The 15641-nt window shown below is 28.2% G+C and carries 13 protein-coding genes and 1 tRNA gene; 7 read left to right on the top strand and 7 right to left on the bottom strand.

Annotated elements, in window-relative coordinates; genetic code table 11:
- The first annotated feature begins 303 nt into the window (after positions 1-303).
- Together Q1J60_RS01760 and Q1J60_RS01755 are read left to right on the top strand one after the other, a co-directional pair.
- Positions 304-3693 (top strand): endo-beta-N-acetylglucosaminidase, encoded by a 3390-nt coding sequence (locus tag Q1J60_RS01760; RefSeq protein WP_300257654.1) that lies wholly within the window; start codon positions 304-306, stop codon positions 3691-3693.
- A 481-nt stretch (positions 3694-4174) separates the two neighbouring features.
- Positions 4175-5374: an FprA family A-type flavoprotein gene (locus tag Q1J60_RS01755; protein WP_300257652.1), complete on the top strand. Its 1200-nt coding sequence runs from the start codon at positions 4175-4177 to the stop codon at positions 5372-5374.
- A gap of 155 nt (positions 5375-5529) precedes the next feature.
- Here Q1J60_RS01755 and Q1J60_RS01750 read toward each other — a convergent pair whose 3' ends face one another.
- Complete coding sequence (locus Q1J60_RS01750) at positions 5530-5874, bottom strand: single-stranded DNA-binding protein (RefSeq protein WP_060794784.1); 345 nt, start codon at positions 5872-5874, stop codon at positions 5530-5532.
- Positions 5875-6025: 151 nt separating this feature from the next.
- Here Q1J60_RS01750 and galE point away from each other — a divergent pair, with 151 nt between their 5' ends.
- Positions 6026-7012, top strand: a complete 987-nt coding sequence (galE, locus tag Q1J60_RS01745; protein ID WP_300257649.1) for a UDP-glucose 4-epimerase GalE — start codon at positions 6026-6028, stop codon at positions 7010-7012.
- A 62-nt stretch (positions 7013-7074) separates the two neighbouring features.
- On the opposite strand, the gene Q1J60_RS01740 is transcribed toward galE, so the two are convergent.
- Positions 7075-7926 (bottom strand): YihY/virulence factor BrkB family protein, encoded by an 852-nt coding sequence (locus Q1J60_RS01740; protein WP_300257646.1) that lies wholly within the window; start codon positions 7924-7926, stop codon positions 7075-7077.
- A 176-nt stretch (positions 7927-8102) separates the two neighbouring features.
- Between Q1J60_RS01740 and Q1J60_RS01735 the strand changes: the two genes are divergently transcribed.
- Positions 8103-9113 (top strand): LCP family protein, encoded by a 1011-nt coding sequence (locus tag Q1J60_RS01735; RefSeq protein WP_300257644.1) that lies wholly within the window; start codon positions 8103-8105, stop codon positions 9111-9113.
- Between the two features lie 111 nt (positions 9114-9224).
- The gene (locus Q1J60_RS01730; protein ID WP_300257641.1) at positions 9225-10100 is read left to right on the top strand and encodes an aldose 1-epimerase family protein; all 876 of its coding nucleotides are present in this window, start codon (positions 9225-9227) and stop codon (positions 10098-10100) included.
- Positions 10101-10133: 33 nt separating this feature from the next.
- On the opposite strand, the gene Q1J60_RS01725 is transcribed toward Q1J60_RS01730, so the two are convergent.
- A complete protein-coding gene (locus Q1J60_RS01725; RefSeq protein WP_300257638.1) occupies positions 10134-10733 on the bottom strand; it encodes a DUF1836 domain-containing protein in 600 nt (199 codons plus the stop codon).
- Positions 10734-11425: 692 nt separating this feature from the next.
- Here Q1J60_RS01725 and Q1J60_RS01720 point away from each other — a divergent pair.
- Positions 11426-11665: an AbrB/MazE/SpoVT family DNA-binding domain-containing protein gene (locus tag Q1J60_RS01720; RefSeq protein ID WP_003476163.1), complete on the top strand. Its 240-nt coding sequence runs from the start codon at positions 11426-11428 to the stop codon at positions 11663-11665.
- Between the two features lie 169 nt (positions 11666-11834).
- Here the strand turns inward: Q1J60_RS01720 and rsmI are convergent, their stop codons facing one another.
- The 4 genes from rsmI to Q1J60_RS01700 form a co-directional block, all read right to left on the bottom strand.
- Entirely contained in the window at positions 11835-12677 is an 843-nt protein-coding gene (gene rsmI / locus Q1J60_RS01715; protein WP_300257636.1) for a 16S rRNA (cytidine(1402)-2'-O)-methyltransferase, read from the bottom strand.
- 2 nt (positions 12678-12679) lie between these two features.
- Positions 12680-13450: a tRNA1(Val) (adenine(37)-N6)-methyltransferase gene (locus Q1J60_RS01710; RefSeq protein WP_300257634.1), complete on the bottom strand. Its 771-nt coding sequence runs from the start codon at positions 13448-13450 to the stop codon at positions 12680-12682.
- Between the two features lie 171 nt (positions 13451-13621).
- Positions 13622-14911 carry a C40 family peptidase gene (locus Q1J60_RS01705; protein WP_300257632.1) on the bottom strand — a complete coding sequence of 430 codons (1290 nt, stop codon included), beginning with the start codon at positions 14909-14911 and terminating at the stop codon, positions 13622-13624.
- A 184-nt stretch (positions 14912-15095) separates the two neighbouring features.
- Positions 15096-15386, bottom strand: coding sequence for a hypothetical protein (locus Q1J60_RS01700; protein WP_300257630.1), 291 nt, complete (start codon positions 15384-15386; stop codon positions 15096-15098).
- Positions 15387-15551: 165 nt separating this feature from the next.
- On the opposite strand from Q1J60_RS01700, the gene Q1J60_RS01695 reads away from it, so the two are divergent.
- Positions 15552-15627 (top strand) — tRNA-Pro (locus Q1J60_RS01695).
- Positions 15628-15641 lie beyond the last annotated feature (14 nt).

The raw sequence follows: 15641 nt of genomic DNA, 5'->3' as shown, positions 1-15641 counted from the left end.
CTTTATAAAAAAAAACATGTCAAATCATGGACATGCAAATATATTTTTTATCGTTGTTTAACGACACAAGTCCCTTAATCAAAACCCAAATTTAATTTTTTTTGTATTTTTCTGTGAAAATTTCTTCTTTTTTATTCATATTTTTTTTATTTTTTCATAATTTACTAATAAACCTTATGAAAACGATATAAAAACTATAATTTATCCATTTATTATATAATTAGTTATATTTATGGAATTATACAACTATGTAATAATTCTTGTGTAATCGTTATACAAAATGAAATATGAGGGGGATTTTTTATGAAGAATAAACAAAAAATGCGTAAGCGTAGAAGGGCTCTACTTTGTGTTTTTGCAGCATTTACATTTTCTTTTAACTCATTAGGAAAGATAACTTATGCAACACCTAAACCAAACACAAATATTACAAATTATGTACAAACTCAAGAAGAAACTTCAAATTCAATTCAGAATCAACCAATCTCATCTTATTGGTATCCAGAAGATCTATTAAAATGGAGTGCTGACAATGATAAAGATGCACAATTCAATAAAAGCACAGTTCAATTAGCAAAAAGAGTAGAAAAAAATAAACTTAACACTATTAATGATACTCAAAATAAAAATGTTAAAGTTGTAGCAATTTCTATAATGAATGCTAACACTAGTGGTAACCCATCACAAGGTTCGAATAAATTTAGCTCTAATACCTTCTCTTATTGGCAATACATAGATAAATTAGTTTACTGGGGTGGATCAGCTGGAGAAGGATTAATAGTTCCTCCAAGCCCAGATGTTACTGATTCAGCACATAGAAATGGAGTTCCTGTTTTAGGTACTGTATTCTTCCCTATGACAGCTCATGGTGGAAAAATGGAATGGTTAAATAAATTCCTTGAAAAAGATGCTAACGGAAACTTTCCTATAGTGGATAAGTTAATTGAAGTTGCAGAAAACTATGGATTTGATGGTTGGTTCATAAATCAAGAAACCGAAGGAACTGAACAAGAACCTTTAACTCCAAAACATGCTAAACTTATGCAAGAATTAATAAAGCAATTTAAATCTAAGTCTAATAATAAATTTGAAATCATGTGGTATGATTCAATGACAAAAGATGGAGATATGGATTGGCAAAATGCATTAACTGATAAAAATGAATATTTCTTATTAGATGGAGATAAAAATAAAGTTGCTGATAGTATATTCTTAAATTTCTGGTGGACAAATAAAAGTTTAATAGATAAAGATTTATTAAGATCATCTAACGAAAAAGCTAAAGAACTAGGAATAAATCCTTATGATTTATATGCTGGAATTGATGTTCAATCAAATGGATATAAAACTCCTATTAGATGGACTCATTATCAAAGAGATAATAAAGCTCCATTTACTTCATTAGGTTTATATTGTCCAAGCTGGACTTATTTTGATGCTAAAACACCGGAACAATTTCAAGAAAACGAAAGCAAATTATGGGTTAATGAACATGGTGATCCATCAAAAGCAACTAACGCCAAAGACTTTAATTGGAGAGGAATATCAACCTACTCTATTGAAAAAAGTGCTGTAACTACTCTTCCTTTCGTAACTAATTTTAATATGGGTAATGGATATGATTTCTATATTGATGGTAATAAAGTATCTACTCAAGATTGGAACAATAGAAGTTTAAATGATATAATGCCAACTTATAGATGGGTTATTTCAAATGAAGAAAATAATAATATAAAAGCTAATATAGACTATACTACTGCTTACTATGGTGGTAACTCAATTAAACTTTCTGGTTACCTAGCAGAAGGAAAAGCTTCTACAATAAAGCTCTATAGTTCTGATTTAACTTTACCTGATGGTGTACAATTCACTACTACTGCTAAGGCTAATGGAAATACTATAGATATGGATTTAATTCTTACATTCCATGATGGTACAGAAACTACTATTTCTGCTGATAAGAAACTTGATATTGATTGGACTAAACTTACTTATGATGTTTCACCATACGTAGGAAAATCAATTAAAACTATTTCTTATAAAATCTCAAGTCCAGTATGTGTTGATAAATTCTCAGCAAATTTAGGTAATATAACAGTAGAAGCTCCTAACTCAAGTTCAAAAGTAAATATATCTAATGCTAAGTTAAATGATGTTGACTTTAAGAATGGAATATATGCAGGTGCTAGACTTTCATGGAACTCTGAAGGAAATTCCTATGATGTACATCATTATGAAATTTACAGAGTTATGAATGATGGAACTAAAATTTTACTAGGTGCAACTCCTAATACAAGTTATTATGTTAGTGATTTAAGAAGAAATAATAAAGAAACAAATACTACCTTTGAAGTAGTTGCTGTTAACAAAAACTTTAACAGAGGAAATAGCCAAACTATAAATATGAAATGGCCTGCCTATCCTGCTCCAACAGCATCATTTAAAGTTTCAAATACCCTAATAGCACCAGGACAATCAGTAACCTTTACTAATACTAGTTCTGAAGTTACTGAAAAAATCCAATGGAAATTCCCAGGTTCTAAAGTTGAAACTAGTACAGAGCAGAATCCAACTGTTACTTATGAAAAAGAAGGTGTTTATCCAGTAATACTTACTGCTAAAAACTCTTCTGGAGAAAATGTGGAAACTAAAACTGAACTTATAACTGTTACAAATGCTGCAAAAGATGGTTTAGTAAACTTATCACTTAATAAATCTGCTATAGCATCAAGCTTTGTAAACAAGAATGAAGCTCCTAAATATGCTCTAGATGGAAATATTAAAACTAAATGGTGTGCCGTAGGCTCTACTCCTCATATATTAACAATAGATTTAGGTGATATTAAAACTATAGGAGAATTAGAAATAAACCATGCAGAAGCAGGTGGAGAAAGTAGCGGCATGAACACTAAAGCTTACACTCTTGAAGTTAGTAATGATGGTCAAAACTTTACTCCTGTATTAAATGTAGATGATAATACAAAAGCTATAAGCAATGATGCTTTTCCTGTTACTAAAGCTAGATATGTTAGATTAAACATTATTCAACCAACTCAAGGTGCAGACTCTGCAGCTAGAATATACGAAGTTGCAGTAAAGGGGTTAGATGGAAATGTAGAGTTACCTCCTCTAATAAATCATAATCAGCCAAATAAACCAATTGATCCCGATCAGTCAGGAGATTCTGACAAACCAAATAATCCTGATAACACACATAAGCCAACTACTCCTAATCAGCCTGGTAATTCTGAAAAACCTGAAACTCCAAACAAACCTGGTGTGCAAGAAAATTCAGAAGGAAAACCAGCTACGCCATCTGATTTATTTAGCAAGGAAATCACTGAAAATAGCGCTTTAATAAGTTGGAACGGTCCTGAAAAAGTAAAACTAATTCAAGAATATGCTATTTATCAAAACGGAAAAGAAATTGGTAGAATTCCTGCTAATAAGACACCCCTTGAATTCTTAGCTAAAGACTTAACTCCTAACACTAAATACAAGTTTGAAGTATCTTCAATTGATAAAAACGGAAAAGAATCAGATAAAATATCAATAGAAGCTATTACAAAGAAAAAATCCAATGGTAATTTACCTAATACAGGTACACCAATAGGAGCAGGTACTTTTGCTACTACTGGAGTTATTTTATCAACTATTGGTGCTTACTTAGCTTTAAAGAAAAAGAAAAAATAATATAATAAACAAATTAAAGAGAGCTTTACTTTAAGTGTGGCTCTCTTTGCATTCGTTATAAAATATTGAAAATTTATTTTAAAAAACTAAATACAATTTTCTATTAAAAATTCTTGAATATATCCGTTAATTTTCTGAAAATTCCCAATTGTTTTTTAGTTTAAAATTTAGTTAATAATACCCAATTTCTATTTACTTTTAACCCTAAAAGTGTATAATTAATAACATCAATTAATAAAATTTATTATTTGATATTGTTAATTAATTAGGAAGTCAAATAAGATTTTATATTGGTTTATCCAAAAATAAATTATTTAAAATAGCAAAATAATTATTGATAATCCTATATAATAATTTTGTTTTTTAATTAATTCAATAATATTCGGTTTTATGTATAAAATAATTCTTAATTTATAAAATATATTATATTTTGAAGGGAGGTAGCTGCATATTATTCTACAAAAAATATGTAGCGTATGTAGTGAAGCACTTAAATATTAAAGACGATTTATTTTGGGTAGGAGCATTAGATCCAAACCTTAGAGTATTTGACATAATCATGTACACACCTTACGGAACAACTTATAATTCATATGTTGTAAAAGGCAGTGAAAAAACAGCAATATTTGAAACTGTAAAAGCTGAATTCTTTGATCAATATATAGAAAGATTAAAAGATCTAGGTGTAGAGCCTTCAGAAATTGACTATATAGTTGTAAGTCATACTGAGCCTGACCATGCTGGCTCAATAGATAAAATATTAGAATTAGCTCCTAATGCTAAAATAGTAGCATCTCCTATAGCTATTAACTATATAAAAGAAATAGCTAATAGAAGCTTCGAATCAATTCCAGTTAAAGATGGAGATTCAATTTCTTTAGGAAATAAAACTTTAAAATTCATGTCAGTACCATTCTTACATTGGCCTGATACAATCTACACTTACGTAGAAGAAGATAAAACTCTTATAACTTGCGATTCATTCGGAAGTCACTATTCTTGCGAAGAGATGTTTGATGATTTAATCCCAAATGAAGAAGAATATATGGAAGCATTACAATACTACTTTAACTGTATAATGGGACCATTTAAACCATATGTTTTAAAAGCTCTTGATAAAATAAAAGATTTAGACATAGAAATAATCTGTCCAGGTCACGGCCCAATATTAAGATCTAACCCATATAAAGTTATTAATCTTTATAAAGAATGGAGTACTCCAGCTCCAGCTAATAAAGTAAAAAAAGCTTCAATATTCTATGTTTCTGCATATGGATATACTAAACAACTAGCTGAAAAAATAGCTGAAGGTATTAAATCAACTGGAAACTTAGAAATAAATCTATTTAATATAATAGAACACGATATGACAAAATTAGTTGAAGAAGTTGGTTCATCAGATGCTATATTATTTGGTTCTCCAACAATAGTAAATGAACTTGTTGAGCCAGTAAGAGAATTAATGACAAAACTTAACCCTGTAGTTCATGGCGGAAAAATAGCTGGTGCCTTTGGTTCATATGGATGGAGTGGTGAAGCTGTTCCTAGAATTGAAAGTAGATTAAAAGAATTAAGAATGAAAATGCCTGTTGAAGGTTTAAGAATTAAATTTAAGCCATCAAAAGAAGAAGCTCAAAAAGCTTTCGACTTTGGTGTTGAAATAGGAAATGCTTTAAAATAATTCTTAATCCAATTGTAATAAATATACATTAACTAAAGTGGCTGTATCAAAATATAACAACAAAACTTACAAACATATTCTGACAACTACTATATGTTATCTTAATACTATTTGTAAGTTTTATAAAAGTTATTTTGATACACGCCATTTTTATTTTAAAAGTTATTATCTACTCTATCATGATTAAAATTAACACATTTAAAATCTTCTACAGATACTTCAACAATATATCGTCTCTTCCCTTCATTATCCTCAAAGCTTCTTGTTATAAGCCTTCCACTAACACTTAACAAGTCACCCTTTTTTAAATATTTGCAAGCTATTTCTGCTTTTTTCTCCCACATTATTATTGGAATAAAATCTTTTTTTCTTTCTCCTGTAGAAGATTTAAAATTTCTTGCTACAGCAATGGTGAACTTCGTATATACCTTCTCCCCACCCTCTACATATCTTAACTCTGGATCCTTTACTAAACGTCCTAATAAAACTATTTTATTCATTTAATATGACCTCCTAAAAATTCTTACCTATTATTTTAACCAAAAAATTATAATTTATTCAAAATTCATATTAATTTTGTTTGTTTTAGTAAAACTTTTACTTTAAATAGTATATAATTATATTAAAATAAATTTTATTGGAGGTATTAAAATGGCAATTTTAGTTTGTGGCGGTGCTGGCTATATAGGTAGTCATATGGTTGCAGAATTAATTGAAAACAATAAAGAAGTTGTTATCTTAGATAACTTCAAAACAGGACATGAAGACGCTATTCTTGGCGGAAAACTTTATAAAGGTGATTTAATAGATAGAAAACTATTAGACAAGATTTTCACTGAAAACAACATAGAAGCTGTTATTGACTTTGCTGCATACTCTCTTGTTGGTGAAAGTATGACAGAACCTTTAAAATACTTTAATAATAACGTTTCAGGAACTATAAATTTATTAGAAGCTATGAGAGATCATAATATAAAATATATAGTATTCTCATCAACAGCAGCTACTTATGGAGAACCTGAGAACATTCCTATATTAGAAACTGATAAGACCCTTCCTACAAATGCTTATGGAGAATCCAAGCTTATTGTTGAAAAAATTTTAAAATGGTGTGACACTGCTTATGGAATAAAATATACTGCTTTAAGATACTTCAATGCCGCAGGAGCTCATGTTAACGGAAAAATTGGAGAAGATCATGATCCTGAAACTCATTTAATTCCTTTAATATTACAAGTTGCATTAGGAAAAAGAGATAAAATAATGATGTTTGGAGATGATTATGATACTAAAGACGGTACTTGTATAAGAGATTATATTCACGTATCTGATTTAGCATCAGCTCACTCATTAGCTTTAGAAAGATTAATGAATGGTGGAGAAAGTAAAATATACAATCTTGGTAATGGTGCAGGATTTACTGTAAAAGAAGTTATAGAAGTTGCAAGAAAAGTAACTGGTCATTCAATCCCAGCTGAAGTAGCTCCTAGAAGAGCTGGAGATCCAGCTATATTGATAGCTTCATCTGATAAAGCTATAGAGGAATTACATTGGAAACCTAAATTCAATTCATTAGAAACAATAATTGAAACTGCTTGGAATTGGCATAAAAACCACCCAAACGGATATGAAAAGTAATAAATATATTATAAAAGAGTCATTAATTTAATCTATAAATGACTCTTTTTCTTATAATTTCTCTATAAATCCTTCAATCTATTTTTTTCGGCTAAAACAGCATTTATTTCTCCACCTAAAATTAATATCATAGAAGTAATAAACATCCATGTCATAAACATAAATACTGCTCCCAAACTTCCATATAATCTTGAGTAATTACTAAAATTATTTACATAATAAGCAAAAATATAAGAAATTGATATCCATACTAATGTTGTTATTACAGCACCTGGAATTACCTCAAGCCACCCTAACCTTACACAAGGAGTTGCATTGTATAAAAACATAAAAAATAATATCATTATTAAAATAACTAATACATATCTTATCATATTCCATACATAATATATAAATTCTGGATGATCTAACATCTTTATAAAAAAATTACCTATTACATCTCCAAATACTAATAAAAATAAAGTAGCTATAATAATTAAAGCTAATAAAATTGTGTACACCATAGAGATTAATTTTAATTTTATATAAGATCTAGTTTCTTTAACTTCATACGCCTTATTTAATCCTTTTATTACAGCTTTAAAACCTGATGATGATACCCATATTGCTAAAACTATACTTATCCATAATAATCCTGTTTGTTCTCCATCTACTATTTCAATAACAGTACTTTGTATTAAATTAAAAGCTTCTGTAGGCATTAAATTACTTAATAAATGAAGAACTGCATCACTGTTTAAATGACTAAACCCTACCAAGGTCATTAAAAACATTAAAAAAGGAATAAATGATAATACCATATAATATGCTAATTGAGCTCCTAATGCAAAAATATCGTCATCTCCTATTTTCTTTATAAACATAACAAGAAATATTACAGTTTTTCTCAGAAAACATTTTGATTTTTCTTTCATAACTTGCTCCTTATAACTTATACTAATTCTATAATTAACTATAACTATATTAATTATACACATTTATAATTCATATGTATAATTAATAAAAATGTAACTTTTCTGTTAATCTATAGTAATAAAATTATAGTAGTGAATTATGTAAAATTTTAAAAGAATAAAGGTTGGTGAAATCAATGTCGCGAGGCAAACATGCAAAAAATAATAATAGTAATACACCTAAGAAAAAAAGTAAAATTAAAGTAATAGTATTAACATTATTCTTCTTATTACTAATAGGTATAGGACTAGGAGCTACATATGTATACTCAACATTAAATAAAATGGACATAAAGAAAATAGCTCAAGATGATAAATCTTTAGGTATTGATGAATCAAACAAAGATCTATTCCAAGATGGAATTTTAAATATAGCCCTTTTCGGAGTAGATAGCAGAGATCATAATGATGTTGGACGTTCTGATGCTATAATGATAGCTACAATAGACACTAAACACGATAAAATAAAACTTACATCTCTTATGAGAGATAGTTATGTTGAAGTTGATGGACATGGTAAAACTAAATTAACTCACGCTTATGCTTACGGAGGTCCTACTTTAGCATTAAAAACAATAAATGAAAACTTTGGATTAAATGTAAAAGACTATGTAACTGTTAATTTCGATAACTTAGCTAAAATAATAGATGATGTCGGTGGAGTTTCAATAAATATAAAACCTTATGAAGTTAAGGAAGTTAATAAATATGTTGAAAATGTTGCTAACATAACTGGCACAGAATACAAGCCTGTTCATGAAGGTGAACAAGTATTAAATGGTACTCAAGCCGTTGGATACTCAAGAGTTCGTTATGTTGGTGATGGAGATTATGAAAGAACTGAAAGACAAAGAAATGTTCTTGATGCAATCATAAAAAAACTTTCAACATTAAAACCTTCTGAATACCCAGAAACAGTAAAAAAACTTTTACCTTACGTTGAAACAAACTTAACTCCATCTAAAATACTTAGCATTGCTACTTCTGTAGCCTCAACTGGTATTCCACCAGTAGAAAATATGCGTTTCCCTCTTGATGGATATTGTAAAGGTGAAATGATTGACGGTGTTTGGTATTTAACATTTAATGAAGCAAAAACAAAGGAACAAATACAAAACTACATCTATAAAGATATTAATCCCAAATAATATATTAAATAGCTGGAAAATAATATAAAAATATTATTTTCTAGCTTTTTTGCTATACATAATTAATGATATAATTATTTTGAAAATATACTGCTTTGAAAGGATGAGGTTATGATTTATACTCTTGAAAACGAACACTTAAAAATCTCTTTAAGTAATCATGGTGGCGAATTGCATAGTATAAAGGGAAAAAAAGATAATACTGAATTTTTATGGTCTGGAGATGAAGCTTATTGGAAATATCATGCTCCAGTACTTTTCCCTATAGTCGGAAAAGTTTTCAACGGTAAATACACTGTTGATGGTAAAACTTATGAACTTCCTCAACATGGGTTAGCTAGAGTTCGTGACTTTGAAATGATAGAACAAACTAAAAATTCAATTTCTTTTGAACTAAAATACTCTGAAGATACATTAAAGATTTATCCTTTTAAATTTTCACTTATAATAAAATATACTTTAAATGATATAAACTTAAGTATAAACTATATTGTAAAAAATTTAGATAATAAAGAAATGTATTTCTCAATTGGTGCACATCCAGCATTTATGTGTCCTATAGAAAATGATAAATTTAATGATTATTACTTTGAATTTAATGAAAAAGAAAATGTAAGCATAATGCAATTAATCGGTCCTGGTTATTTTTCAAAAGAAGAAAAACCATATTTAAAAGATGAAAATATAATAAATCTATCTACTGATTTATTTAAAAATGATGCTTTAGTTTTTAAAAACCTAAAATCAAATAAAATTTCATTAAAATCAAAAAATCATAAGAAGTACTTAGAATTTGATTTTGGCCAATTCCCTTACTTAGGATTGTGGACAAAAGATACTGGAGCTCCATTTGTTTGTATAGAACCTTGGTTTGGACATGCAGACTTTGATAGATTTGATGGAGAATTTAAGGATAAAGCTGCAATTCAATCACTTATGCCTAATAAGGAATTCAGTTGTAATTATAATATATCTTTCTTTGAATAAAAAATAAAAAGTTGAAGCTTTATCTTCAACTTTTTATTCTTCTTCTTTATGATATCCATTAACTATTTTTTGCACTACCTTCTTTACTACACTTGCCTGTGCTATTAATGTCATAACAGTTAAGAAAGTTACTATACAATCTCTATCTTCTTCTTTTATATCAGAAACCTGTATTATCTCTTCTATTTTATCGTTATCAACTAATGGCATCTCTAAGAATCTTTTTATACTCTCTTCTTGCAATTCTCCGAACATCTTATAAGCCGTTTCCCAAGATATTATATCATCACTTCTATCATTAATATCATTAAATGCTAAAGCAAATACTTTTTTTATCTCATCGGTTTTTAATAATGGTCTCATATAACTTAATAAAACCAATTGAGCTAAGTGCACCTTAGTATATCCACGTTTTTTTCCATCTTCCGGCTTTGATATTACCTCACTTTTAATATAGTTTTGAACTATATTATTAGTAAATTTATCTTCCGTAAACTTATCATTTAGATAATCTATAACCTGTGAAAGAAATAAATCATACTTTGGTAAATCATCATAAGAAACCATACTATTTTTTGACATTTCTTCCGCTAAAACTTTTATTTGTTCAGAATTAAAATTATTAATATCCATAGCACACCTCAAATTTTGTTTTAAACACTTATTATGTATTATATAGTATTTATAATCACATTACAAGTTAATATCCTCTATTTTGTTTTACAGAACTTAAATTTATAAATAATATATAGAATTAATGATCTTTCTTAATAAGGTTTTTATATTTAATACTATATAAGTAAAATATATTCAAAAATTTTTTTTTAAACTTTAAATATATTTTATCTAATTAGTTTATTTAATCCTTAAATAAATAAACCTTTTATTACAACTTTTAAAATCCACATATTTTTGCATATTTTTTAAATAATAATAAACAATATATTAATTTAATCATATAATATTATATAAATCAAATAATTTGTCATACGACATTTTTATTATTTTTTTCCAATTTTATTTTTTAATATGTATTTTGTAAATTAATTGCTAGTTTCTAAATAGAATTTTATATTAATACATCAAAATTTATACTTTTTTTTACTTTTCGCTAAACAAAAATTAGCCTATTTATGTAAAATAAATTAATCTTTACCTTGACTTTTCAAAAAAATGGTAGTATATTTAATATATAATTGATTGAAAATTAAAAAAAAATTGTAAACAAACATTTTTTTTGACAAAACATATTGACTTAATATGACAAGTTTGTTAATATTATAATGCGTTTTGTCGAAAGTTGTAAGATACAAGGAGGAAATATAATGAAATCAACAGGTGTAGTAAGAAGAGTAGACGAATTAGGAAGAATAGTTATTCCTATAGAGTTAAGAAGAACATTAGATATAGCAGAAAAGGATGCTTTAGAAATCTATGTAGATGGAGAGCAAATCATATTAAAGAAATATGAGCCAGCATGCATATTCTGCGGAGATGCTAGAGATGTTGTTAACTACAAAGGTAAAAACATCTGCCAAAAATGTTTAGATGAATTAAAAAAATAGTAATTAACTTATTTAATATAAATAATTAATTAACATTTTAATCCTAACCAATAATAATTTTAACACTATATCCCCTTATAGTGTTAAAGCACTTCATAATCCCCTATGAAGTGCTTTATTTTTTTATTACCTATGTTTTCTTCTTGTTATCATAATTTTTTATATCTACTTATATATCTAATGAAAATTTATATATTTCTGATTTTGCAACTCCTCTATCCTTTGCTACTTGTTTTATAGCATCCTTTTTCTTCATTCCTTCATTATCTATATAATGTATTATATGTTCCTCTATAGACATACTAATCCATTTTGAAGTATTTTCTTCTTCTATCTCTTTTTCTGTTTTTCCTGATATTACACAAACAAACTCACCTTTTGGAGCATTTTCTTCAAAATGAATTTTAGCCTCTTCTAAAGTACCTCTAAATATTTCTTCATGAAGCTTAGTTAATTCTCTACATATAGCTACTTTTCTATTTCCTAATCCTTCTTTTAAATTATCTATAGTATCTAATATTCTATATGGTGATTCATATATTATTATTGTTTCTGTCCTATTCTTTATATCTTCAATAAAAGATCTTTTATCTTTATTTTCCCTTGGAAAAAAACCTTTAAACATAAACTTAGTTGTATCTAATCCAGAATATATTAAAGCAGTTGTAAAAGCAGTTGCTCCTGGTAAAACTTCAAATTCTATACCTTCCTCTATACATTTGTCAACAACTACACTTCCTGGGTCTGATATTCCTGGAGTTCCAGCATCACTAACTATAGCAACTGAACTTCCTTCTTTAACTCTTCTAAGTATCTCTTCACCTTTACCTTGTTCATTATGCTTATGATAACTAATTAAAGGCTTTTTAATCTCAAAATGATTTAAAAGCTTAAGTGTTTGTCTTGTATCCTCAGCAGCTATTAAATCAACATTCTTTAAAACCTCTAAAGCTCTTAATGTTATATCTCCTAAATTTCCTATTGGAGTTGGTACTAAATAAACTTTACTCATCTTTATTTACTCTCCCTTCCATATATCTTATCTATTTCTTCACTATATCCACCTTCATCTTTATAAACATATAAAGGTGCTTCCCATTTTAAGAAAGCTCCACCATCTCTTTGACCTTCTACTAAAACTATGTTTGCAGCTTTTTTTGTGTTAGGGTGAACCATTCTAACTCTTTTAGGCTCTATTTTATACTTTCTCATAAGACAAAATATATCAGCTAACCTTTCAGGTCTATGTACAATATAAACTCTTCCATTATCCTTTAAAAATCTTCTACTTGCTGCTATAACATCTTCTAAATTACACATAATTTCATGTCTAGCTATAGCAAGTTTATCTTCTTGGTTTACAATACCTGCATTGTTTAACTTATAAGGTGGATTAACTGTTACAACATCAAATTTAGGCATCTTTTTACTAAGCTCTTTATCTTTTAAATCTCCACACACAAAAGATACTTTATCTTGAACATTATTAATCTTTACACTTCTATTTGCCATTTCAGCAAACTCCTCTTGTATTTCAATTCCAACTATCTCTCTAGGATTTTTTTTTCCGTAGATAATAAAAGGAATTATTCCTGTTCCTGTACACAAATCTAATACAGAGTGTTTTCTATTAACATTAGCAAAATTAGCTAGTAAAACAGCATCCACTCCAAATCTAAATCCTTCATTTTTCTGAATTAAATGTAATCCATTTAGCTGTAAATCATCAAGGGTTTCATTCTCATTAACTAAAGTTAAATCCAACTCTTTTAAAGTTTTATTCATACTTCTTCACACTCACCTTTATTCTAATCAGTAGACCTCTAAATCTGCAATTAAATTAAGGCCTATTTAATTTGTTATAGTCTATATTATAGCATATACTCAAAATTCTTAATCTTTTATAAAAAAATATGCCAAACAGTTATTTCTACTGTTTGGCATAAATATATTAAATTATAATATTCTTCTTGCTGATGAGAAATGATATATAGGTCCTACTATTACACCAACACCTGGTCTAGCAGCATGAATCATTTGTCCACCACCTACATATATTCCAACGTGTTCTACACCATTAGTAAATATTAAATCTCCTGGTTGTAACTGATCTCTTGATACAGGTCTACCTTGGTTTATTTGTGTATAAGTAGTTCTAGTAATTTCTCTACCCGCTGCATTTCTATATACATAACTAGTAAATCCTGAACAATCGAATGCATCTGGACCAGTTGCTCCAAATATATATGGTCTTCCTATAAATTGGTATGCATATGATACTACTGCTGAAGCTGCACCTTCACTTGGAGGCGCTACTGTACTTCCACCATTTGATGATGAACTTCCGCTATTTGAGTTTCCACCATTATTAACATCTCCACCTCTATTAGGTGCACTACTTGCGGCTTCTTCTGCCTTCTTAGTTTCAATTAAATCTTTGGCTTTTTCTATTGCTTGAACAGCTTCTGCATCTACATCTGGTGTTTTTATTTGATTTCTTAAACCTCTTAAAGCTGTTACTGCTTGATTTAAGTCATTTATTGAACTACTTGAATTTATCTTAGAAGTCCATGGTTCAATTAACTGTCTCTCTAATGGAGCTAATTGTCCAACAACCTTTTCTTGCTCAGCTTTCATTTCTTTTATAACGCCTTCTTGCTCAGCTTTCATTTTGTTTAACTCATCTATTTTTGATTGAGTTTCTGAATTAAGCTTATTTAATTCAGCAGTCTTATCTTCTAATTCCTTAACTTGGCTATCAAGCTTTTCCTTTTCAGAAGTTAACTCATTAATAACTTGCTTATCCATACCCATTACTTTACTTATAGCTTGTGCTCTTGATAAGAAGTCACCAATTCCATTAGAATCTAATAAAGCTGTTAAGTAGTTTGCTTGTCCACCACTTTTATATGTTGCTCTTATTCTTTGTCCTAAAACTTCTTGTTGTTTTTCTATTTTCTTCTTTGATTCCTCAATTTGAACTTTAACTGTTGAAATTGATTCCTCTGTTTTAGCTATTTCTTCTTTATTTTTTTCAACTTGAAAAAATAAAGGTTCTATTTTCGCTGATAAACCATCTATCTTATCTTCTAACTCTCTTATCTTACTATTTATATCTGCATATTTATCTTGACTTTGTTCCATTTGTTGCTTTTGATCATCTGTAAGTGGAGTTGCGAATACACTATGTCCTACTCCAAATGTCATTGTAGCAGCAAGAACTGTTGAAATTATTTTCTTCTTCATATCTACTTGCTCCCATTTAATGAAAAATAGGAACTCATCCCTCCCCTATGTTAAAAGTTTTATACTTATACATTATAGCATTTGAAACCTTTTTGTAACAATATAAATTTGTCATTTTTTTGTTAAATAAATATATTTTTTTCACTTTTTTCACACTTTTTTAACCCATTTTTACATATATATACTATTTTGAGATTTTATTTCCAATTAATTTCTGTATAATTGATCCTCCAATTATAATAACTACAAAAGCTATTTTTATTGAATTTCCATTAACAAAGTTATCAATTACTCCTAAAATAGTTCCTAAAAATCCTATAAAAATATTTCCTATAGCATTACTTTGTATGTACTTAGCATTGTATTTTCCGACTTGATTTTCTCCCTCAAATCTTTTTTTGTTTGCAAACAATACTATTCCAACAACTATTAATAAAAAACTAGCTGCTAGCATAACAATTGAACTTATCTTCATTTGTTTCACCTCGTCTTTTAATTTTTAAATTACTAATTAACATTATAACATCCTTATATAAATATCATATATATTAAGTAAAATATAATGATTTTTTTATTTTTAAACTTTTTTTATTTTTTTATTGACAACCTTCTTACTTTCTCATATAATAGTATATGTCGCCGGGGTGTGGCGCAGATGGGAGCGCGCGTGGTTTGGGACCATGAGGTCGCAGGTTCGATCCCTGTCACCCCGACCACAAAGGAATTGCAA

The sequence above is a fragment of the Clostridium sp. genome, assembly GCF_029258205.1.
Lineage (GTDB): Bacteria > Bacillota > Clostridia > Clostridiales > Clostridiaceae > Sarcina.
The sequence above is the reverse complement of the archived record's forward strand: the minus strand, read 5'-3'. Positions and strand labels throughout refer to the sequence as shown.